Annotated in this window: 16 protein-coding genes and 1 pseudogene; 12 read left to right on the top strand and 5 right to left on the bottom strand. The window is 75.6% G+C overall.

The annotated features are described in order from the left end of the window. The first annotated feature begins 3 nt into the window (after positions 1-3). Entirely contained in the window at positions 4-543 is a 540-nt protein-coding gene (gene mug / locus ACWGSR_RS36495) for a G/U mismatch-specific DNA glycosylase (protein WP_453573500.1), read from the top strand. Positions 544-845: 302 nt separating this feature from the next. Further along, positions 846-2,003, top strand: coding sequence for an ROK family transcriptional regulator (locus ACWGSR_RS36490; RefSeq protein ID WP_121831754.1), 1,158 nt, complete (start codon positions 846-848; stop codon positions 2,001-2,003). Positions 2,004-2,055: 52 nt separating this feature from the next. Here ACWGSR_RS36490 and ACWGSR_RS36485 read toward each other — a convergent pair whose 3' ends face one another. Next, complete coding sequence (locus tag ACWGSR_RS36485) at positions 2,056-2,796, bottom strand: GntR family transcriptional regulator (RefSeq protein ID WP_376247281.1); 741 nt, start codon at positions 2,794-2,796, stop codon at positions 2,056-2,058. A gap of 548 nt (positions 2,797-3,344) precedes the next feature. Here ACWGSR_RS36485 and ACWGSR_RS36480 point away from each other — a divergent pair. Beyond that, positions 3,345-4,067, top strand: a complete 723-nt coding sequence (locus ACWGSR_RS36480) for a S1 family peptidase (protein ID WP_376247278.1) — start codon at positions 3,345-3,347, stop codon at positions 4,065-4,067. A 73-nt stretch (positions 4,068-4,140) separates the two neighbouring features. Here ACWGSR_RS36480 and sigJ read toward each other — a convergent pair whose 3' ends face one another. Continuing rightward, positions 4,141-5,025 carry an RNA polymerase sigma factor SigJ gene (sigJ, locus tag ACWGSR_RS36475; RefSeq protein ID WP_376243618.1) on the bottom strand — a complete coding sequence of 295 codons (885 nt, stop codon included), beginning with the start codon at positions 5,023-5,025 and terminating at the stop codon, positions 4,141-4,143. A 134-nt stretch (positions 5,026-5,159) separates the two neighbouring features. Here sigJ and ACWGSR_RS36470 point away from each other — a divergent pair, with 134 nt between their 5' ends. Continuing rightward, positions 5,160-5,993 (top strand): alpha/beta fold hydrolase, encoded by an 834-nt coding sequence (locus tag ACWGSR_RS36470; protein ID WP_376243570.1) that lies wholly within the window; start codon positions 5,160-5,162, stop codon positions 5,991-5,993. 93 nt (positions 5,994-6,086) lie between these two features. Here ACWGSR_RS36470 and ACWGSR_RS36465 read toward each other — a convergent pair. Beyond that, a pseudogene (locus ACWGSR_RS36465) lies at positions 6,087-6,875 on the bottom strand (EamA family transporter); the annotation flags it as partial. Positions 6,876-6,922: 47 nt separating this feature from the next. Here ACWGSR_RS36465 and ACWGSR_RS36460 point away from each other — a divergent pair. From ACWGSR_RS36460 to ACWGSR_RS36440, 5 genes are all read left to right on the top strand, one after another. Beyond that, on the top strand, positions 6,923-8,569 hold the full coding sequence (locus ACWGSR_RS36460; RefSeq protein ID WP_453573494.1) for an aminotransferase-like domain-containing protein: 1,647 nt from the start codon (positions 6,923-6,925) through the stop codon (positions 8,567-8,569). Positions 8,570-8,807: 238 nt separating this feature from the next. Continuing rightward, the gene (locus tag ACWGSR_RS36455; protein WP_453573491.1) at positions 8,808-10,394 is read left to right on the top strand and encodes an alkaline phosphatase D family protein; all 1,587 of its coding nucleotides are present in this window, start codon (positions 8,808-8,810) and stop codon (positions 10,392-10,394) included. Positions 10,395-10,649: 255 nt separating this feature from the next. Beyond that, a complete protein-coding gene (locus tag ACWGSR_RS36450; protein WP_453573488.1) occupies positions 10,650-12,023 on the top strand; it encodes an SWIM zinc finger family protein in 1,374 nt (457 codons plus the stop codon). Positions 12,024-12,088: 65 nt separating this feature from the next. Beyond that, the gene (locus tag ACWGSR_RS36445) at positions 12,089-14,794 is read left to right on the top strand and encodes a DUF7824 domain-containing protein (RefSeq protein WP_453573485.1); all 2,706 of its coding nucleotides are present in this window, start codon (positions 12,089-12,091) and stop codon (positions 14,792-14,794) included. Positions 14,795-14,882: 88 nt separating this feature from the next. After that, complete coding sequence (locus ACWGSR_RS36440; protein ID WP_453573482.1) at positions 14,883-16,346, top strand: GNAT family N-acetyltransferase; 1,464 nt, start codon at positions 14,883-14,885, stop codon at positions 16,344-16,346. Here the strand turns inward: ACWGSR_RS36440 and ACWGSR_RS36435 are convergent. After that, positions 16,267-17,484: a trans-sulfuration enzyme family protein gene (locus ACWGSR_RS36435; protein ID WP_376243587.1), complete on the bottom strand. Its 1,218-nt coding sequence runs from the start codon at positions 17,482-17,484 to the stop codon at positions 16,267-16,269. The two genes, ACWGSR_RS36440 and ACWGSR_RS36435, sit on opposite strands and share 80 nt — an antisense overlap. 59 nt (positions 17,485-17,543) lie before the next feature. Here ACWGSR_RS36435 and ACWGSR_RS36430 point away from each other — a divergent pair, with 59 nt between their 5' ends. From ACWGSR_RS36430 to ACWGSR_RS36420, 3 genes are all read left to right on the top strand, one after another. Next, positions 17,544-18,041, top strand: a complete 498-nt coding sequence (locus tag ACWGSR_RS36430) for an Lrp/AsnC family transcriptional regulator (RefSeq protein ID WP_376243590.1) — start codon at positions 17,544-17,546, stop codon at positions 18,039-18,041. Positions 18,042-18,090: 49 nt separating this feature from the next. After that, positions 18,091-19,794 carry a DUF885 domain-containing protein gene (locus ACWGSR_RS36425; RefSeq protein WP_376243592.1) on the top strand — a complete coding sequence of 568 codons (1,704 nt, stop codon included), beginning with the start codon at positions 18,091-18,093 and terminating at the stop codon, positions 19,792-19,794. A gap of 182 nt (positions 19,795-19,976) precedes the next feature. Beyond that, positions 19,977-20,426 (top strand): Lrp/AsnC family transcriptional regulator, encoded by a 450-nt coding sequence (locus ACWGSR_RS36420; protein ID WP_376243595.1) that lies wholly within the window; start codon positions 19,977-19,979, stop codon positions 20,424-20,426. On the opposite strand, the gene ACWGSR_RS36415 is transcribed toward ACWGSR_RS36420, so the two are convergent. After that, the coding region (locus ACWGSR_RS36415; RefSeq protein ID WP_453573474.1) for an SbcC/MukB-like Walker B domain-containing protein at positions 20,416-21,151 on the bottom strand (736 nt) is incomplete at its 5' end. The two genes, ACWGSR_RS36420 and ACWGSR_RS36415, sit on opposite strands and share 11 nt — an antisense overlap.

The following is a 21,151-nucleotide window of genomic DNA, read 5'->3' as shown; positions in this document are numbered from 1 at the left end:
TGCCTGCCGCCCCCCCGCCCCGCGTTCCGCCGCGAGCGGGCGCCCCGCCGCCTCTCGGTGCTCTTCTGCGGGATCAACCCGGGGCTGATGACGGCGGCGTCCGGCCACCACTTCGCCCGGCCGGGCAACCGGTTCTGGCCGGTGCTGCACCTGTCGGGGTTCACGCCGAGGCAGCTGCGGCCGGACGAGCAGGAGGAGCTCCTGACGTACGGCCTCGGGATCACGAACGTGGTGGAGCGGCCGTCCGCGCGGGCCGACGAGCTGACCCGTGAGGAGTACCGGGAGGGCGGGCGGCTGCTCACCGGGCGGGTGGAGCGGCTGGCCCCGCGCTGGCTCGCGATCGCCGGGGTCACCGCGTACCGCGCGGCCTTCGACGAGCCGAAGGCGGTGATTGGGCCGCAGGAGCGGACGATCGGCACCACCCGGATCTGGGCGCTGCCCAGCCCGAGCGGGCTCAACGCCCACTGGTCGACGGAGGCGATGGCCGAGGAGTTCGCCCGCCTCCGCGAGGCGGCGGGGGTCGAGCGGCGGCCGGAGGCGTAGACCGGGCCCGGTCGGGTGGACCGGGCCGGGACCGTACGGCGCCCCGGGTCCCGTACGGCTCTCGCGCGGGCCCCGCGGGCGGTGGAACGGGACGTCCGGCACGTCCCGTTCCGCTTCACACCCCTCCCCCGCCTTCCCCCTGGCGTCCCCGCCCGCACCCGGCTCGGCCGGTCGGAGGTGCGGGGGGCCGTCGGGACCGCGGGCGCGGACCGTCACCCAAGCGTGACGGGGGCGGCACTCGCCGCATCAGGACCCATTGAGTACCATCCGGCTGAATGGCTCACGAGCTGGGAGGACACACGGTGGGGCGGCTGACCGGCGGGGATCCGTCTCTGCTGCGGCGGATCAACTCCGCGGTGGTACTCCATGCACTGCGGGGCGCCGACGCGCCCACGCTCACCGATCTGACCCGGATCACCGGTCTGTCGCGGCCCACGGTCGAAGGGGTCGTCGAGGGCCTCATGGAGGGCGGGCTCGTCGTCGAGTCGGCGCCCGAGGAGGGCGAGGCCCGGCGGCAGGGGCGTCCGGCGCGGAGGTTCCGCTTCCGCGCGGAGGCCGGCCATCTGCTCGGCATCGAGATCGGCCCGCACCGGGTGGCCGCCCTGCTCTCCGGTCTCGACGGGCGGATCATCGGCGCCGGGTCCCGCGAGGTGTCGGAGACGGCGCCCGAGGACGAGCGGCTCGACCGGGTGCGCACGGTCGTCGCGGACGTGCTGCGCAGGGCCGGGGTCGCCCGGTCGAACCTGCGGGCCGTGGGCGTGGGCACGCCCGGCATCGTGGAGGCCGACGGGACGGTGCGCCTCGGCACGGCGCTGCCCGGCTGGACGGGCCTCGCCCTCGGCGAGCGGCTGCGGCGCTCCTTCCGCTGCCCGGTGATCGTGGAGAACGACGCCAACGCGGCGGCCGTCGCCGAGCACTGGAAGGGCGCGGCGACCGACTCCGACGACATCGTGTTCGTGCTGGCCGGGCTGAGCCCGGGCGCCGGTTCGCTGATCGGCGGCCGGCTGCACCGCGGTTTCGGCGGGGCGGCCGGGGAGATCGGCGCCCTGCACCTGCTCGGCCGGGACGTCACCCCCGAGCACCTGCTCTCGACCACGGACGAGCCGCTGCACCCGCTGGACGAGCAGGCGGTCGCGGAGGTCTTCGCGCTGGCGAAGAAGGGCGACGCGCGGGCCGGGGCGGCGGTGGAGCGGTTCATCCAGCGGCTCGTGCACGACGTGGCGGCCCTCGTCCTGGCCATCGACCCCGAGCTGGTCGTGGTGGGCGGCTGGGCGGCCGGGCTCGACGGGGTGCTCCAGCCGCTCCGCGAGGAGCTGGCGCGGTTCTGCCTGCGGCCGCCCCGGGTGGTGCTCTCCCTGCTCGGCGAGGCCGCGGTGGGCACGGGGGCGCTGCGGCTCGCCCTCGACCACGTCGAGGAGCAGCTCTTCGCGGTCGACGGAACGGTGACGGCCCGCCGCTGAACCGCCGGAGGGGCGGTCCCGGGGCGGGCCGGTGCCTGTCGAGGGGGGCGGGCTACGAGGCCATGACCAGGTCGCCCGAGTCGCCGAAGGTGAGGCGGCAGGTGTCGGCGCGGTAGGTGGCCACGGAGACGGCGGCCGTGCGGCCCCCGGAGAGGTAGCGGGTGGTCACGACGAGGACGGGCGCGCCGGGCAGCCGGTCGAGCTCCTTGGCGTCGTCGGCGCGGGCGGAGCCGAGCTCGACGGAGCGGTCCTGGCCGTCCAGGGCGAGGTGCTGGAGCTCGCGGAGCACGGCGCGGGCGCGGGCGGGGCCCGCGGGGGCGTCGATGCCGCTGAGGTCCGGGACGGAGCCGGCCGGCACGTAGAGCAGTTCGGCGGCGACCGGCTGGCCCTGGCTGATGCGGAGGCGGCGGACGACGTGCACCCGGTCCTCGGCGCCGGTCTCCAGGACGCGCGCGACGGCGGCCGGGGGCACGTCCGAGGCGGAGTCCAGGGACTGCCAGGCCTCGTCGCCGACGCCCGGCCAGGTGTGCTGGGTGGTGGAGACGTCCACGCCGACGCGCGGCGGGGCGACCGTGGTGCCGACGCCGCGGCGGCGCTGGAGGCGCCCTTCCAGCTCCAGCTGCTCCAGGGCCTGCCGGAGCGTGGCCCGGGCGACGCCGAAGCGCGCGGCGAGCTCGCGCTCGTTGGGGAGGATCTCCCCGACGGCGAAGTCCGAGTCGAGCGCTTCGCCGATCACTGTCTTGAGGTGCTGGTACTTCGGTTCCGGTACCGATGCCAGCTGCGTGGTCCCCACCCTGATCCTCCGCAATTCGCCGTGTCCCGCGGCGTTTTTCCGCGCCCTTGTTTATTAAAGGTTCCTGCACTAACTCTGCGACCATAAGGCGAGCCACCCCCTTGGTCAAGACCAATCCTCCGTCGAAAACCCCGGAATGTGGCCCTCTGACCTAGATCGTTCACAGGACGTTCGCACCCCTGTGAGGCGCCGGTAGCGGAAAACCCCCGCCGAGGGGCGGGGGAGGCGGGGGTTCGTGCGGCGGCGACGGCGCCGGACGACGAAGCAGCGCGTCCTTCGGGGACCTCGGGAGCCCTTGGGAGTCATCGGGTTCCTTCCGGAGTCCCCCGGGAGCCCTCGGGCTCCTTCCGGATCGGGAGCTCCCGGGGGAGAGAGCGCCGTGTTATGGCCAAGTGTTATTACCGCGCCCGCCCCCCTCTTCGGAATCATGGGTCATGTCCATGCCGAACCACCGCCCCGCCGGCGGGACTCCGGCATGCGCGCGGCCCCTCCGGGCCGCCCGCCCCCCACACGCGCGCCCCCGGGCGCGCCCACCGAATAGAGGAACCTTGCGCATCACACGGCTCGTGCCCGCCCTCGCGGCCGCCGCGGTCTCCGTCCTCGCCCTCCTCTCCCCCACCGCCTCGGCGGCACCGGCGCCCGCGCCCCCGGCCGTCCAGGCCGTGCAGCCGATCATCGGCGGCGGCTACGCCTCCAACGCCCCGTGGGCGGCCCGGCTGCTCTCGAACGGCCGGGAGACCTGTTCGGCCACGATCATCGCCCCGACCTGGATCCTCACCGCCAAGCACTGCGTCACCGGCGGCGGTCTCTCCTTCCGCATAGGCAGCCTCGACCAGCACAGCGGCGGCACCCTGGCCAACGGCGCCCAGACCTACACGCACAGCTCGGACCTGGCCCTCGTCCGCCTCGACCGCTCGGTCTCGGCCACCTACGCGACGCTCGGCCAGCCGGGCACCGTGCGCGTCGGCCAGAGCGTCCAGGTGTACGGCTGGGGCGCCACGTCCCAGTGCGGCTCGGAGGCCAACTGCCAGTCCCGCTACCTGAAGGTCGCCAACGTCACCGTCACCGGCGGCTGCACCGACGCCTACGGCGGCTCCGCGATCTGCGCCCGCCGGGGCGACGGCATCACCGCCGGCGGCGACTCCGGCGGCCCGATGATGGCCGCGGGCGTCCAGGTCGGCGTCGCCTCCACCAGCGACCGCCAGACCACCACGGCGTACACCAACGTGACCGCGTACCGCTCCTGGATCAGGTCGATCGCGGGCGTGTGACGCGTTCCCTCCCCGACCGGCGACGGGCCTCCCACCGCACCGCGGTGGGAGGCCCGTCGCCGTGCCCGGAGGGTCAGGCGCCCTTCAGGCCGTGGAACTTGTCGGGGTTCCGGATGATGTGGACGGTCTGGACGCGTCCGTCCCTGACCTCCAGCTGGATCACCGTGTCGGGGTGCCCGTCGACGAACGTGACCAGGGCCGGGGCGCCGTTGACCTCGACGAGGCGGTGCTCGTAGCGGGAGTCGGCGTCCACCGCGACGGCGTTGAGGAAACGGCCGACCTTGTCCGCGGTCTCGATGACCCGCAGCGGCGCCTTGGACTTGCCGCCGCTGTCGCCGACGAGGCGCACGTCCGGGGCGAGCAGGGCGAGGAGTTCGCCGAGGTCGCCGCCCGAGGCCGCGGCGAGGAAACGCTCGGTGAGGTCGCGGCGCTCGGCCGGGTCGACGTCGTAGCGCGGCCTGCCCTCGTCCACGTGGCGCCGGGCGCGCCCGGCGAGCTGGCGCACGGCCGCCTCGGAGCGGTCCAGGGCGGTGGCGATCTCCCCGTACGGGAAGCCGAAGGCCTCGCGCAGCACGAAGACGGCCCGTTCCAGGGGCGAGAGGGATTCGAGGACGACGAGGACGGCGAGCGAGACGGAGTCGGCGAGCAGGGCGCGCTCGGCGGTGTCGGGGGCGGCCGGGCCGAAGTCGGTGACGACGGGCTCGGGCAGCCAGGGGCCGACGTAGGTCTCGCGGCGCGCGTGGGCGAGCCGGAGCCGGTCGAGGGCGAGGCGGGTGGTGATCCGCACGAGGAAGGCGCGCGGCTCGCGGACGTCGCCCCGGTCGCCGGCGGTCCAGCGCAGCCAGGCCTCCTGGACGACGTCCTCGGCGTCGGCGGCGCGCCCGAGCATCCGGTAGGCGACGCCGAGAAGCATCGGGCGGTGCTCCTCGAAGAGTTCGGTCAGCGTGTCGGTGGGGATGTCGGTGGGCACCCGCCCATCCCAGCCCACCGCCTCCGGCCTGTCCAGTTCGGGCAGCGCTCTTGAACTCCAGGCTACCGACCGGTAATTGTTACTGACGGGTCGTCTAAGAGGTGTCACGACAGGGAGTCCGCATGCCCGCACGGATCACGTTCACGATCAAGACCCCCACGGGTCCCCGGACGACGTCCCTGACGTACGAGAGGAGGGGCGCGGGCGAGCCGCTGCTGCTCCTGCACGGCATCGGGCACCACTGGCAGGCCTGGGAGCCCGTCCTCGACGTCCTGGCCGCCGAGCGGGACGTGATCGCCGTCGACCTGCCCGGCTTCGGCGCCTCCGACGCGCTGCCCGAGGGAGCCCCGTACGGCCTGTCCACCGTCGTCCCCGTCCTCGGCGCCTTCTGCGGGGCCCTCGGCGTGGAGCGTCCGCACGTGGCGGGGAACTCGCTCGGCGGGCTGCTCGCGCTGGAGCTGGGCCGGGAGAAGCTGGTGCGCTCGGTCACCGCCCTCTCCCCCGCCGGCTTCTGGACGGAGGCCGAGCGCCGGTACGCCTTCGGGACGCTGCGGGCCATGCGGGGCGCGGCCCTGTCGCTGCCCGTGCCGGTGATCGAGCGGCTCTCCCGTACGCCCGCCGGGCGCACCGCCCTCACCAGCACCATCTACGCCCGGCCCGCCCGGCGCTCACCCGAGGCGGTCGTCGCCGAGACGCTCGCGCTGCGCGGCGCGACCGGCTTCCACCAGACCCTGGCGGCGGGCCGGACCGTGCTCTTCCGCGACGACGTCTCCTCCTCGGTCCCCGTCACCGTCGCCTGGGGCACCCGCGACCGGCTGCTCCTGCGCCGCCAGGGCGTCCGCGCGAAGCACGCCCTGCCCGGCGCGCGGCTCGTCCGCCTGCCCGGCTGCGGCCACGTGCCGATGAACGACGACCCGGCCCTCGTCGCCCGCGTGATCCTGGACGGCAGCCGCTGAGGCCTCTTTCGTGCGGGTGAACAGGCCGGTGCCCAGGGCGGCGCCGGCCCCCACCAGCAGGCTGCCGGCCGCCTGCGGGAGGCCGAAGGAGGCGCCCGCGACCAGGACGGCGCTCAGCGCGGCGGCGACCGGGATCGCCCCGGTGAAGAGGGTGGCCCGCTCCATGCCGATCCGCTGCACGCCCATGTAGAAGAGGACGAAGCCGACGACCGTGGCCAGGGCGGCCTGCCAGACGAGCGCCCCCGCCTCCACACCCGTCGGCGTCCGTACGAAACCGGCGCCGTCCACGAGCAGCCCGAGGAGCGCCGCCTCGGCCGCGCCGACCCCGCAGACGGCGGCGGTGAGCAGCTTCGGACCGAGGATCCGCAGCACCGGCACGGCGAGGACCGTGAACCCGACCTCGCCCGCGAGCGCCGCCACCGACCAGCCGATCCCGGCCGCGTCCGTCCGCCCCCAGCCCTGCACGGTGAACGCCCCGGCGGCGACGAGCAGCGCCCCGTACAGCACGGCGCGGGCCGGCCTGCGGCCCTCGGCCAGCGGGACCAGGACGGCGACGACGACCGGCGCGCAGCCCACGAGGACGCCCGGGACGGCCGGTTCGGCGGTCCGCTCGGCGGCCAGGATCGCGAGGTTGAAGCCGACCATGCCGACGGCCGCGAGGGCGGCGAGCCGCAGCCAGTGACGGGCGGTCAGGAGCCGGAGCGGGGCGAGTCCGCCGCGTCCGAGCAGCGGGAGCAGGAGCAGACAGGCCGCTCCGTAGCGGAGGGCCTGGCCGCCCGCGTACGGGTAGGCGCCGAGCAGGCTGTTCGCGGTGAAGGAGGCGCCGACGAGGGCGTAGGCGAGGGTCACGAGCAGGACCCCGCGCAGGGAGTTCGCGTTCATGGTGACGACGCTAGGAAGCCGCGCGGCCCCGGTTAAGGTCCACTTCCATGACTCCATCGAGGACCACTTCGGGCGGGGCGCCGGGACCCGCCGGGCAGCCCGCGTGGGAGCTGCTGCTCCCGGCCGTCGGGGCGCCGGCGCGGCGGCGGGGCCGGGCGCTCCAGGAGGCGCTGCGCGAGGCGGTCCGCTCGGGGCGGCTCGCGGCCGGGACGCGGCTGCCGTCCACCCGCGAGCTCGCGGCCGACCTCGGCGTCTCGCGGGGGCTCGTCACCGAGGCGTACGAGCAGCTCACCGCCGAGGGGTACCTGCGCGGCGAACGGGGCGCGGGGACCTGGGTGGGCGGCGCGGCCAGGGCCGGCGCGACGGGCGGGGCGACCGGAAGCGGGGTGACCGGGAGCGGGGTGACCGGGAGCGGGGTGACCGGGAGCGGGGTGACCGGGACGGGCGGGACCGGCGGGACGACCAGGACAGGCGCGACGGGCGGGGCAGCCGGGACAGATGGGGTGGCCGGGACAGCCGGGACAGGTGGGGCGACCGGGACAGGTGGGATGACCACGACGGGCCGGGCGGGCGGGGCCGCCGGGGCGCCGGACGTCCGGGTGGACTTCCGTCCGGGGGTCCCGGACCTGTCGCTGTTCCCGAGGAGCGCGTGGGCGGCGGCGCAGCGGTCCGTCCTGGCGCGGCTGCCCCACCGGGCCCTCGGCTACCCGGACCCGCGCGGCCTCCCCGAGCTGCGCGGGGCGCTGGCCGGGATGCTGGCGCGGCGCCGGGGCGTGGTGGCCGATCCGGAACGGCTCGTGGTCTGTTCGGGCGTGGCGCAGGCGTCGACGCTCCTGGGGTTCGTGCTGCGGGCGCGGGGGCTGCGCACGGTGGGCGTCGAGGATCCCGGCAGCCCGGAGCACGGGCGCCTCTTCGCCTCGACCGGCATGGAGACGGTGTGGCTGCCGCTGGACGGGGAGGGCCTGCGGCCGGGTCCGCTCGCCGCCTCGGGGGTGCGGGCCGTGGTCGTGACGCCCTCGCACCAGTTCCCGTCCGGCATCGGCTGGTCGGCGGAGCGCCGCGCCGCGCTCCTCGACTGGGCGCGGACGGTCGACGGCTACGTCCTGGAGGACGACTACGACGGGGACTTCCGGTACGACCGGGCGCCGGTGGGCGCGCTCCAGGGGCTCGATCCGGAGCGGGTCGTCTACGCGGGATCGGTCAGCAAGTCGCTGGCGCCGGGGCTGCGGCTCGGCTGGACGCTGGTCCCGGAGGCGCTGCTCGACGAGGTCGTGGAGCGGAAGCGGACGATGGACCTGGGCAATCCGGTGCTCGACCAGGCCGTCCTGGCGGAGTTCGTGACGCGGGGCGGGTACGACCGGCAGCTGCGCCGCTGCCAGCGCGCCTACCGGGAGCGGCGGGACGCGCTGCTCGCCGCCCTCGCCGAGCGCCTTCCCGGCACCGGGGTGAGCGGCATCGCGGCCGGACTGCACGTCATCGCGCGCGTGCCGGCGCGCTTCGGACCGCCGGAACGCTTCCTGGCCCGGGCGGCGGAGGCGGGGGTGGCGCTGCGGCCCCTGGAGGAGTACGGCACGGCCCGGCCGGCGGACGGGGACGTACGGCTCGTCATCGGCTACGCGCACCTGTCGCCGTCGGCGATCGCGGAGGGGGTCGCGCTGCTGGCGGAGGCGGTCGGGGGGCCGACGGCGAGCTGATCTCGCGGGGCCGGGGGTGAACGGATCCGATCGGGAGGGCGAGTCGGCCTCGCAGGGGCCCGTGAGAGCGAGGGCGAACGGATCGGATCCGGGGGCGAGGCTCTTCCCACGGGAGGCCTGGAGGGGCCGGCGGAGTGATCTGTTCACGCGGGGTTCGCGCGGGCGCCGCCCCCGGCCGTTAGGCATGGGGCGGCGTACCGCCCACGACCGGAATCGACCACCTCCCGGAGGCCCTTCCATGTCCCACCCCGTGCCCGGCTCCTCCCCCGCGCCCGCCCGGCGCGGCCTCCTGCGCGGCTCGCTGGCCGCGTCGGCCGCGCTCGCCCTCGGCGGCACCGGCCTCGCCGCCCCCGCGTTCGCGCTCTCCGGCCGCCCCCGGGCCGCGTGGGGCGTGCAGACCGGGGACGTCACGGCCTCCTCCGGTCTGGTGTGGGTGCGCTCCGACCGGCCGGCGCGCATGGTCGTCGAGACCTCCGCGACCGAGTCCTTCCGGCGGGCGCGGCGCCACCGGGGGCCGCTGCTCGGGGCGGGCACGGACTTCACCGGCACCACGGCCCTGCGCGGCCTGCCGGCGGGCGAGCAGATCCACTACCGGGTCGTCCTGGCGGACCCGGACGACCCGCGCCGTACCGGCGAGCCGGTCACCGGCACGTTCCGCACGGCCCCGGACCGGCGCCGCGACGGCGTCCGCTTCCTGTGGTCCGGGGACATCGCGGGGCAGGGCTGGGGCATCAACCCGGACATCGGCGGCTTCCGCGCGTACGAGGAGATGCGCCGGCTCGACCCGGACTTCTTCCTGTGCAGCGGCGACGCGATCTACGCGGACGGGGTGATCGAGCCGAGCGTGACCCTGCCGGACGGGCGGGTCTGGCGGAACGTCACGACGCCGGAGAAATCGAAGGTCGCCGAGACCCTGGACGAGTACCGGGGCAACTTCCGGTACAACCTCCTCGACCACAACGTCCGGGCGTTCAACGCGCAGGTGCCGTCGATCGTGCAGTGGGACGACCACGAGGTGCGGAACAACTGGTACCCGGGGCAGATCCTGGACGACCCCCGGTACGCGGAGAAGGACGTGGACGTCCTCGCCGCCCGCGCGGCGCGCGCCTTCGGCGAGTACGCGCCGGTCTCCACCCTCCACGTGCCCGGCGGGCGCGGTCGGGTGCACCGGGTGGTGCGGTACGGGCCGCTGCTCGACGTGTTCGTGCTCGACATGCGCTCGTACCGGAACGCCAACTCCCCGAACCGGCAGGCCGACGACACCACCGGCATCCTCGGCGCGGAGCAACTGGCCTGGCTGAAGCGGGAGCTGGCCGCGTCGACGGCCGTGTGGAAGGTGCTCGCGGCGGACATGCCGATCGGCCTGGTCGTGCCGGACGGGGCGGCGAACTTCGAGGCGATCGCGCAGGGCGACCCGGGCGCGCCGCTGGGCCGGGAGCTCCAGATCGCGGAGCTGCTGCGGTTCGTCAAGCACCGGCGGATCACCGGCACGCTGTGGCTGACGGCGGACGTGCACTACACCTCGGCGCAGCACTACGCGCCGGAGCGGGCGGCCTTCAAGGACTTCGCGCCCTTCTGGGAGTTCGTGTCCGGGCCGCTGGCGGCGGGCGGGTTCCCGGCGAACGCGCTCGACGGGACCTTCGGCCCCGAGCGGGTCTTCGTGCGGGCGCCGGAGCGGGCGAACCTGTCGCCGATGGAGAGCCCGCAGTACTTCGGCGAGGTCGACATCGACGGCCACAGCGGCGACCTGACCGTGCGGCTGCGGGCGGAGGGCGGGAAGGTCCTGTTCAGCAAGGTGCTGCGGCCGGGGCGCGTCGGGCAGTGAGACGGGGCGTGCGGTGAGACGGAGTCGTTCGGTGACACGAGGTCGTTCGGTGACACGGGGCCGTACGACGGCACCGGGGCGTTCGGTGGCACGGGGCCGTGCGACGGCACCGGGACGTTCGGTGGCACGGAGCCGTACGACGGCACCGGGGCATCCGTGACACCGAGTCGTCGAACGACACCGGCCAGGAGGTGACCCCTGCGCGAAACCCGCTGCTCAGAGGCGTTGTCAGTGGCGGGTTCTACGGTTTTTTCCATGACGCGATCCGTACAGGCACTCGCCTACGCACGCCCCTCCGCGCTGGAGTCCACGGGCTCCGGCCGGCTGCTCGGGCTCGAGACGGCGGGGGGCCTCACGCCCCGCGGGGCCGAGGCCCATCCCCGTTTCTTCTCCGGCTTCCTGGCCTCGCCTCAGGTCGCCGCGCGCGGTCTGCTCGCGGTCGCCGACGTGGCCGCGGCCCGCTACTACCAGCGGATACGGCCGGGTTCGCTGGATCCGGTGGTGACGGGGAACGGGGACCGGCTGCGGTTCGAGTCCTTCTCCGGCTGCGGCGGGGTGTACGCGCGCCTGGACGTGCTCGACGAGGGTCTCGGCGGCGCGGAGACGGGCCACGGCACCACCAACGTCGACGTCAACGACCCGCTGCGCGAGGCGCTGTCGCGGATGACGGGGGACGATCCGCTGCACCTGCGGGTCGGTCCCGACGAGATGGCGGTGAGCACCCTCGCGGGCGCGGTCGTGGAGAAGAAGGTGCCGCTGCCGGACCGCTGGCTGCGGGGGTTCGCGGAGGCCCAGGTCGCCTCGGCGCGGTTCGACCTGCGGGCGGAGCTGACGGGGGCGGAGACCGTGCGGTTCCTCCGGTCCCTGCCGCGCACGCAGGCCCGGGGGCGCGGCCCGCTGTGGATCACGCAGTCGGGCCGGACGCTGCGGCCGACGACCCGGCCGGGGGCGGGCGCGGTCTGCCTGCCGGGGCCGGACCGGCTGGTCGCCCTGGAGCGGGTGCTGCGGTACGCGACGGGGCTGCGGGTGTACGGGCCGGTGCCGGACGGCGTGGCGGCGGCGAGCGCCTGGGAGGTGACGCTGCCGGGGATGCGGCTGACGCTGACGCTGTCGCCCGACCCGTCGCGGGGGTTCTCCGGCGAGGGCGGGGTCCTGGAGGCGCTGGCGACGGAGGAGGCGGAGCAGGACGCCGAACTGGTCGCGGTGCTGCTGGCCTGGGAGCCGCGCGTCGACCCGGCCGACCTCGCGGCGCAGGCGGGTCTGACGGCCGACCGGGTGCGGGCGGCGCTGACCCGGCTCGGGACGGCCGGCCGGGTGGGGTACGACGTGGCGGACGCGGCCTACTTCCACCGGGAGCTGCCGTACGACGCGGACCGCGCCGAGCGCCACAACCCGCGTCTGGTGAGCGCCCGCCGTCTGGTCGCGGAGGGCGCCGTGGAGCTGGACGGGGAGTCGGCGGCGGTGGCCTCGGGCGACCGGCGCTACCGGGTGCGGGAGTCGGACGGGGTGCTGAGCTGCACCTGCCGGTGGTGGGCGGACCACCGGGGGCTGCGGGGGCCGTGCAAGCACGCGCTCGCGGTGCGGAGGGTCAGGCGGGGCGCGGTGGTCGCGGCCGGGGCCGCGCCGTGACCGGCCGGGTGGCCGGGATCAGGGAACGGATCGAAGGGGCGGGACGGAAGACAATGGGGGCAGCCATGGGAATCGGTACGGAGAGCGGTGCGGCGGTGCCGGTGGAAGACGGTGCGCGGGGCGGGGCCGCGGGCGGCGCGGCGGTCGAGGCGCTGCTCGACGCGGTGCGCGCCGGGCGGGCCCACCAGGTGCCGAAGCTCCTGGAGCCGCTGGACGCCGCCGCGCGCAAGGAAGCCCTCGGGAGGCTGAAGGCACTGCGCGCCGAGGTCCGCTCCTGGGACTGGAAGCGAGGACAGGAGGCGGCCCGGATCCGGCGCGGCCTGTACGTGGCGGGGGCCGGGTGCCACACGGGCGCCGCGGCGGCCGCGACCTGGCTGGCCGGCAGCGACATGCTGGGCTGGGACCTCAAGGACGCGACCCCGGTCCTGGCGGTGCTCGCCGACCGGGACCCGGCCTGGCTGGCGGACGTGGCGGGACGGCTCGCCAAGCGGCGCAACGTCGCGGAGAGCGCCTACGCACTGGTCCACGGGCTCGTGGTGCGCTCCGGCTGTCCGGTCCCGGCGACCGACGGCTACGTGCTGGGCTGGACGCGGAAGGTCACCGACAAACGGCTCCTGGAGCGGCTGCGCGCGGACCCGCAGACGCCGGTCCTGGTGGCGCACGCGCTGTCGATGGGCGAGACCCCCGACCGGCTGACCTGGTCGGTCGGTCCCGAGGCGCCGACGCACTGGCCCACGGCGATCACGGCGCTCGTCGCGGAAGGGGTGCTCGACCGGGCCGAGGTGGTGGACCTGTGCGCGTCCCGGCTGCTGCGCGGCGGGCGGGCGCGGGACCTGCGGTTCCCGCTGGAGGTGCTGCGGCTCCTCGCGCCGACCGGGGAGGAGCTGCGGGAGCGGGTCCCGGACTGGGTGGGGATGGCGGCGGACGCGCCGTCGCCGGTGGCCGGGTACGCGCAGGAGGTCCTCGCGGGGCTCGCCGCGGCGGGGACGCTGCCGGTCGGGGCGCTGGCCGAGATGACGGGCGCGGTGCTCTTCCGGACCGAGAAGAAGCTGGTGCGGGCGCAGTTGACCCTGGTCGGCAAGGTGCTGGCACGGGAGCGGGGCGCGGCCGGCGAGCTGCTGCCCGCCGTCGCGGAGGCCTTCGGGCACGAGGACACCGGCGTCCAGGAGCGGGCGCTCAAGCTGGTGGGCAGGTATCTGTCCGCGGTGGACGCGGAGGTGCGGGGCGAGCTGGCCGAGGCGGCCGGGCTCCTCGGACCGGCGCACCGGCGGGCGGCCGTGGAGGTGTTCGGGGACGCCCTGGCGGAGCCCGACTCCGGTCCGTACGAGGAGATCCTGCCGCCGGTGCCGGGGCCGGAGCCGGTGGCGCCCGCGGCGGCCACGGTCGCGGAGCTGGTGGAGGAGCTGGTGGCGAAGGGGCTCATGGAGGAGCCCGTGGCGTTCGAGCGGGCGCTCGACGGTCTGGTGCGGCACGCGCACCGGGACCGGGCGGCGGTGGTGGAGGCGGTGCGGGAGGCGTTCCCGAAGGCGTCCTGGGAGACGACCCACCACTTCACGTACTACACCCACGGGATCCACGTGGTGCTCGCGGCGCTGCTCGGTGTGGTGAAGCGGTCGGTGATCGACGTCCACCGGGCGGAGGTGCCCGACCGGGACTCCTGTTCCCACGAGGGCCTGTCGGGGATCCTCGACGCGCGGCTGTGGGAGGCCGCCGCCCTGGTCGGCTCGGACGAGCTGCCGTTCCTGCTCGCCACGCCGACCCTGCACACCGGCGGGATCGACCCGCCGGTCCTGGTGGAGCGGCTGCGGGCCTACCGGGACGCGGGCGTGGAGCCCGCCCCGGTGGACTTCGCCCAGGCCCTGGTCCGGGTCCTGCGGGCCGATCCGTCGGCGGGGCGGGCGGCCGGGGAGGCGGCGGCGCTCGGCACTCCGGCCGGTCTGCGGCTCGCCGCCTGGCTGCGGGACGGGGACGCGCTGGGGGCGACCGTGCGGTTCTTCCCCCGGGGGGCCGGGCAGTTCTCGGGGAAGTGGTGGCTGATCGACCGGACCGTGGTGGAGTTCGGGGAGCGCGCCGTGGTGCGGGAGGAGTTCCCGCCCGCCTTCCACTGGCTGGGCGGCGCCGTGCGGGCGACTCCTCGGCGCTGCCACCACTGGATCGGGGACCGGGCGCAGTGGGCGTCGGTGCTCCCGGCCGACCGCGAGGTCCTGGCGGCCTGTCTGCTTCCGGCCATGGCGCACTCCGTCGACGGGGACCAGCGCGGGACGACCGAGCCGCTGACCGCGCTGGCCGAGGCCGGAGGGCCGGTGGGCCGGGCGGTGCACCTGGCCCTGGCGTTCGGTCTCGGCTGCGTCGACTCCGACGACCGGCTGCGGGCGGTGGACGCGCTGCTCGTCCTGGCGTCGCGGGGCGAGCTGAACGCCCGGGCGCTCGGGGCGGAGCTGGCGTGGCTGGTGGCGGAGGGGGCGCTCAAGCCGAACCGGGTGGCGGACGCGGCTCGTACGGCGGCCGTCACGGGGGCGTACGGGACGGTCTGGGCGGTCCTGGAGGCGATGCTGCCGGAGCCGCTCGGTGCGGAGAAGCCGGTGCGGGGGCTCGGCGAGGTGCTCGCGGTCGCGGCGGACTGCGTGGAGCGGTGCGGGGCCCGGGGTGAGCTCGCCGGCCTTGAGGGGGTGGCCTCGGCGCGGGGTTCCTCGCAGCTGGTGGTCCAGGCCGGGCGGCTGCTGAACGCACTCCGTCGAGGGGTCGATCAGCCTCCGACAGAAACGGTCTGAATCGGTCGTTAAGCCGCCAGATGGGCGCTTAACCCGTCAGTCACAAAGCGTTCGTGATCACGCAACACCACTGGGCCACAGTGAAGTCATGACCGATGTGACGTCCTCGAAGAGCACCCGCCACCCGCACCACTGGCGGCACGACCTGATCGAGCTGGCCGCGCTGTTCACCGCCGTGGTGGTGGCCGACACGATCGCCAAGACCATCGCCAAGGGCCCGGAGGGCCCCTACCTCCTGGTCTTCTCGGCGATCGCGCTGATCGCCACCGCCGCCTTCCACACCTGGTGGGCGCGGCGGCGCAGTCATGCCAGCCATGCCCCGCCCGCCGGTGATCCCGGCGGGCGCCCGGCCCTCGTCCCCGGGGCGCGGCCGGAGCCCGGAGCGCCGGCGGAGCCCCGTGCCGAGGAGGGGGACCGCACGGAGGAGGAGTCCGGGCGGGCCGCCGGGACCGCGCTGTGGCGGATGCGCACCACCGTCGCGGACACCCCGGGCAGCCTCGCCGCCCTGTGCACGGTCCTCGCCCGCCTGGACGTGGACATCCTCACCCTCCAGACCCACCCGCTGGCGGACGGCACGGTCGACGAGTTCCTGCTGCGCGCCCCCGCCGACCTCTCCGCCCGGGCCCTGGCCCACGAGGTCGCGGCGGCCGGCGGCCGGGACACCTGGACCGAGCGGGCCGACGCCCACGACCTGGTGGACACGCCCACCCGGGTCCTCGGACTCGCCACCCGTACGGCGCTCGACGCGGCCGAACTGCCGCTCGCGCTGCGCCAGCTCCTCGGCCGCTGCACCCTCCACTCCGTGCCGGCCGTCTCGCTCACCGGCCGCCCCACCGGCGAACAGGCCCCGGTCGAAGGGGTCCTGGAGGAGACCGTGATGCGGCTGCGCGACCCGCACGGCGGCACGCTCGTCGTCGAGCGCCCCTGCCTCCCCTTCACCCCGACCGAGTTCGCCCGGGCGCGCGCCCTGGTCGAGCTCGACGCCCGGCTCGGCCCGCGCCTCCCGCGCGGCCGGGACGTGCTGACCCTGCCCGAGGGCAACGAGATCACCGTCCGCCGCGCCGACCAGCGCGACCTGGCCGCCGCGCGGGCCATGCACGACCGCTGCTCGGCCCGCACCCTGGGCCTGCGCTACCACGGCCCGGTGGGCGACGCCGACCGCTACCTCGACCACCTGCTCAGCCCCCGCTTCGGGCGCACCCTCGCCGTGCAGACCGCCTCCGGCCGCCTCGTCGCCCTGGGCCACCTGCTGTGGGACGGGGACGAGACGGAGGTCGCGCTGATGGTCGAGGACGACTGGCAGCGGCGCGGCATCGGGTCCGAACTCCTCGGCCGGCTCGTGGCGATGGCCGAGGAGGCGGGCTGCGACAGCGTGTACGCCGTGACCCAGTCGTCCAACACGGGGATGGTGGCCGCGATGCGGGCGCTCAACCTGCCCCTCGACTACCAGATCGAGGAGGGCACCCTGGTGATCACCGCCCGGCTGGCCTCGGAACGGCTCCCGGGCGGCCGGACGCGGCAGCACGGAGAGAGCCGGCCGGCGGAGCGCTGAGCGCCTGCGTCAGGTCCCGCCAGAGGTCCTCGACGTCCTCCAGGCCGACCGACATCCGCAGCAGGCGGTCGCTGACGCCCGCCGAACGCCGGTCGCCCTCGGCCACGATCCGGTGGCTGATGGAGGCCGGGTGCTGGATGAGGGTGTCGACGCTGCCGAGGCTGACCGCCGGGGTGATGAGCCGTACCCCGGCGATCACGTCGTGCGGCTCCCCGTAGACCTCGAAGGCGATCATCGCGCCGCCGATCCGGGGGTAGTGGACGCGGGCGATCCGGGGGTCGGTGGCGAGCCGCCGGACGAGTTCGGCGGCCGTCGTGGACGCCGCCCGGACCCGTACCGGCAGGGTGGACAGGCCGCGGAGCAGCAGATAGCCGGCGAGCGGGTGGAGCACCCCGCCGGTGGCGAAGCGGACCTGCCGGAGGGTGCGGGCGAACTCCTCGTCGCAGGCGACGACCCCGCCCATGACGTCGCCGTGGCCGCCCAGGTACTTGGTCGCGCTGTGCAGCACGATCCGGGCGCCCTGCTCGACCGGCCGCTGGAGGACGGGGGTGGCGAAGGTGTTGTCGACCAGGAGCGGCACGGAGCCGCAGGAGTGGGCGAGGGCCCGGACGTCGGCCTCGGCGAGGGTGGGGTTGGCGGGCGACTCCACCATGACCAGGCCGGTGTCGGGCCGGATCGCCTCCGCGATGCCGGCCGGGTCGGTCCAGGTCACCTCGGTGCCGAGCAGACCGGCGTCCAGGAGGTGGTCGCTGCAGCCGTACAGCGGGCGGACCGCGACGACGTGGCGCAGGCCCTGGCTCGCCCGGGCGAGCAGGACGGCGGTCAGGGCCGCCATGCCGCTGGCGAAGGCGACGGCCGCCTCGGTGCCCTCCAGGCGCGCGAGGGCCTCCTCGAAGCGGGCGACGGTCGGGTTGTCGAGCCGGGCGTAGACGGGCGGGCCGTCGAGCCGGGCGCCGGTGGTGGCGAACTCGTCGATCCGGGCGGCCTCGCCCCGGGCGTCGTACGAGGGGTAGGTGGTGGACAGGTCGATCGGCGGGGCGTGCAGCCCGAGGTCGGCGAGGTCCTCGCGGCCCGCGTGCACGGCTTCGGTGGCAAGGGCCCTCGGGGTGACCGAGGGGCCGAGATCCATGGCGTCCATGGCGGCACTGTGAACGGATACCGGCAAGTAGCGCGGAACCTCCGTGCTACGTTCGGCGGATGGCCGATTCCGTCGTACTGGACCCGGTCGATCTGCACATTCTTCGCCTCCTGCAGAACGACGCCCGGACCACCTACCGCGAGCTCGCCGCCGAGGTCGGCGTCGCTCCCTCCACCTGTCTGGACCGGGTGGCCCGGCTGCGGCGCACGGGCGTGATCCTCGGTCACCAGCTACGTCTGGATCCGGCCAAACTCGGCCGTGGGCTCGAAGCGCTCCTCCTGGTCCAGGTCCGCCCGCACCGGCGGGAACTGATCGGTCCGTTCGTCGACCGGATCCGGGCCCTGCCGGAGTCCCGGGCGCTGTTCCACCTCACGGGTCCCGACGACTACCTGGTGCACGTGGCCGTGGCGGACCCCACCGACCTGCAACGACTCGTCCTGGACGAGTTCACCTCCCGCCGCGAGGTGGCCCGGGTCGAGACCCGGCTGATCTTCCAGCAGTGGGAGTGCGGGCCGCTCCTGCCCCCCTCCGCGAGCCCCTCCTTGTCAGCCGACTGAAGCCCGACGAGGATGACGCGGGCCCGCCGGAGAGGCCAGGATGGCACCCATGCCAGAGATCTCCAGCAGCCCGCTGCCCCGCCAGGTCGCCGACGACCACGTCGACGCACTCATCGCCCTCGACCCGATCATCGGTACGTACCTGGGAGTCAGGGAGAGCGCCGGACTGCTGCCCGACTTCTCGCCCGCCGGCCAGCGGGCCGTGGCCGATCTCGCCCGCCGCACGCTCGCCCGGCTCGACGAGGCCGAGCGGGTGCCGGGGGCCGACGGCGACGCCGAACGGCGGTGCGCCCGGCTGCTGCGGGAGCGTCTGACGGCGGAACTGGCCGTGCACGAGGCCGACGAGGGCCTCTGTACCGTCAGCAACATGCGCTCGCCCGTGCACAGCGTCCGCATCGCCTTCACCGTGATGCCGACGGAGACCGAGGAGGACTGGGCGGCGGTGGCGGCCCGGCTGCGCGCGGTTCCGGCCGCCCTGGAGGGCTACCGCTCCTCGCTCGCCCTCGGCCTGGAGCGCGGGCTGTTCGGAGGCCCCCGCGCCACCGCCACCTTCGTCGGACAGCTCACCGAGTGGACCGGCGGCGCGGGCGAACGCCCCGGCTGGTTCGAGGAGTTCGCCGCCGCCGGGCCCGACGCGCTCCCCGAGGGGCTCCGTGCCGAGCTGGCGACGGCCGGCAAGGAGGCCACCGCCGCCCTCGGGGCGCTGCGGGACTGGATGCGGGACGTGTACGCCCCGGCCGTCGCCGGCGCCCCGGACACGGTGGGCCGCGAGCGCTACCGGCGCTGGTCCCGCTTCTTCAACGGCACCGACCTGGACCTCGACCAGGCCTACGCGTACGGCTGGTCCGAGTACCACCGGCTGCTCGGCGAGATGCGGACCGAGGCCGAGCGGATCCTGCCCGGCGCCGACCCCTGGGAGGCGCTCGCCCACCTGGACGAGCACGGCACCCACATCGAGGGCGTCGACGAGGTCCGCGACTGGCTCCAGCGGCTGATGGACGAGGCCGTCGAGGCGCTCGACGGCACCCACTTCGAACTCGCCGAGCGGGTGCGGCGGGTGGAGTCCCGGATCGCCCCGCCGGGCGGCGCCGCCGCGCCGTACTACACCGGCCCGTCCGAGGACTTCTCGCGCCCCGGCCGCACCTGGCTGCCCGTGGACGGCACGACCCGCTTCCCGGTGTACGACCTGGTGTCGACCTGGTACCACGAGGGCGTGCCGGGCCACCACCTCCAGACCGCGCAGTGGGTGCACGTCGCCGACCGGCTCTCCCGCTACCAGGCGACCATCGGCAAGGTCAGCGCCAACATGGAGGGCTGGGCGCTGTACGCCGAGCGCCTGATGGACGAGCTCGGCTTCCTGCCCGACGCGGAACGGCGCCTCGGCTACCTCGACGCCCAGATGATGCGCGCGTGCCGGGTGGTCGTGGACATCGGCATGCACCTGGGCCTGGAGATCCCGGCGGACTCCCCCTTCCACCCGGGCGAGCGGTGGACCCCGGAGCTGGCCCAGGAGTTCTTCCAGCGGCACAGCAGCCGCCCGCCGGCCTTCGTGGAGAGCGAGATGACCCGCTACCTCTCGGTGCCGGGCCAGGCCATCGGCTACAAGCTGGGCGAGCGCGCCTGGCTGCTCGGCCGCGCCAACGCCCGGGCGGCGCACGGCGAGGCGTTCGACGCGAAGGCCTGGCACATGGCGGCCCTCTCGCAGGGGCCCCTCGGCCTGGACGACCTGGTGGACGAGATCTCCCGGCTCTGACGGCCGGAGCGAGGAGATCCCCGGCTCCGGGGGCCGGAGCGAGGAGATCCCCGGCTCCGGGGGCCGGAGCGGGTCGATCCCCCGGCTCCGGGGGCCGGAGCCGGGGGAGATCCCCGGCCGTCCGCCCGGACGGCCGGGGATCTCCCTTGATCGGCGGGGGATCCGCCTGCTATTGCTCCTCCATGAGCACCGCCTACACGCCGGACGCCACCGACTGGCGCATCCTCGATGTTCTCCAGTCCGAGGGCCGCGCCAGCTTCGCCGAACTCGCGCGCGCCGTGTCGATGTCGCCGTCCGCGGTGACCGACCGGGTGCGGCGCCTGGAGGAGGCCGGGGTGATCACCGGGTACACGGCGCTCGTCGACCAGGAGCGGCTCGGGCGCACCGTCCTCGCCTTCGTCCGGCTGCGCTACCCGCACGGCAACTACAAGCCGTTCCACGACCTGCTCGACACCACCCCGGAGGTCCTGGAGGCGCACCACGTCACCGGCGACGACTGCTTCGTCCTGAAGGTGGCGGCGCGCTCCATGCGGGACCTGGAGACGGTCACCGGGAAGATCGCCGGGCTCGGCCCGGTGACGACCAGCGTCGTCTACTCCTCGCCGCTGCCCCGGCGTCCCCTCAGCCGCTGAGCGCGTCCCCGCCGGTGCGCAGCCGCACGGCCGAGCCGTGCCGCTCCTTGACGACCTCCAGCTGGGCCGGGATCCGGCGGCGCAGGTCGCCGACGTGGCTGACGATGCCGACGCTGCGGTCCCGCTCGCGCAGCGAGTCGAGGACGTCGAGGACCTCGTCGAGGGTCTGCTCGTCGAGGCTGCCGAAGCCCTCGTCGATGAAGAGGGTGTCGAGCCGGACGCCGCCCGCCTCGTCCGTGACCACGTCGGCGAGGCCGAGGGCGAGGGCGAGGGAGGCGAAGAAGGTCTCGCCGCCGGAGAGCGTGGCCGTGTCGCGCTCGTTGCCGGTCCAGGCGTCGACGACGTGCAGTCCGAGGCCGGCCCGCCTGGCGCCGGAGCGGGCGTCGGAGTGGACCAGGGTGTAGCGGCCCGAGGACATGCGCAGGAGGCGGGCGGTCGCGGCGGCCGCGACCTGTTCGAGCCGGGCGGCCAGGACGTACGACTCCAGGCGCATCCGGCGCTCGTTCTCGGCGGAGGTGCCGGCGGTGAGGGCGGCGAGGCGGGCCACCCGCTCGTACTCCTCGCGGAGCGGCCCCAGGCGGCGGACCTCGGCGGCGGCCTGCCGGGAGAGCCCGGCGAGCCCGGTGACCCGCTCGCGGGCGGCGGCGAGGGCGGAGTCGGCCTCGCGCAGGGCGCGTTCGGCCGCCGCGTGGGCGGCCCCGGCGGCGGCGGGGTCGGCGGGCGGG

This window comes from Streptomyces sp. NPDC055632 (assembly GCF_053618675.1).
This window is presented reverse-complemented; position numbering and strand designations above follow the sequence as displayed.

Bases quoted from the DNA above. Each gene is read 5' to 3' on its own strand.
- ACWGSR_RS36455 (WP_453573491.1), top strand. From the start codon at position 8,808: ATGTCCCACCCCGTGCCCGGCTCCTCCCCCGCGCCCGCCCGGCGCGGC.
- ACWGSR_RS36470 (WP_376243570.1), top strand. From the start codon at position 5,160: ATGCCCGCACGGATCACGTTCACGATCAAGACCCCCACGGGTCCCCGG.
- ACWGSR_RS36435 (WP_376243587.1), bottom strand. From the start codon at position 17,484: ATGGACGCCATGGATCTCGGCCCCTCGGTCACCCCGAGGGCCCTTGCC.
- ACWGSR_RS36430 (WP_376243590.1), top strand. From the start codon at position 17,544: ATGGCCGATTCCGTCGTACTGGACCCGGTCGATCTGCACATTCTTCGC.
- ACWGSR_RS36440 (WP_453573482.1), top strand. From the start codon at position 14,883: ATGACCGATGTGACGTCCTCGAAGAGCACCCGCCACCCGCACCACTGG.
- ACWGSR_RS36420 (WP_376243595.1), top strand. From the start codon at position 19,977: ATGAGCACCGCCTACACGCCGGACGCCACCGACTGGCGCATCCTCGAT.
- ACWGSR_RS36425 (WP_376243592.1), top strand. From the start codon at position 18,091: ATGCCAGAGATCTCCAGCAGCCCGCTGCCCCGCCAGGTCGCCGACGAC.
- ACWGSR_RS36450 (WP_453573488.1), top strand. From the start codon at position 10,650: ATGACGCGATCCGTACAGGCACTCGCCTACGCACGCCCCTCCGCGCTG.
- ACWGSR_RS36460 (WP_453573494.1), top strand. From the start codon at position 6,923: ATGACTCCATCGAGGACCACTTCGGGCGGGGCGCCGGGACCCGCCGGG.
- ACWGSR_RS36445 (WP_453573485.1), top strand. From the start codon at position 12,089: ATGGGAATCGGTACGGAGAGCGGTGCGGCGGTGCCGGTGGAAGACGGT.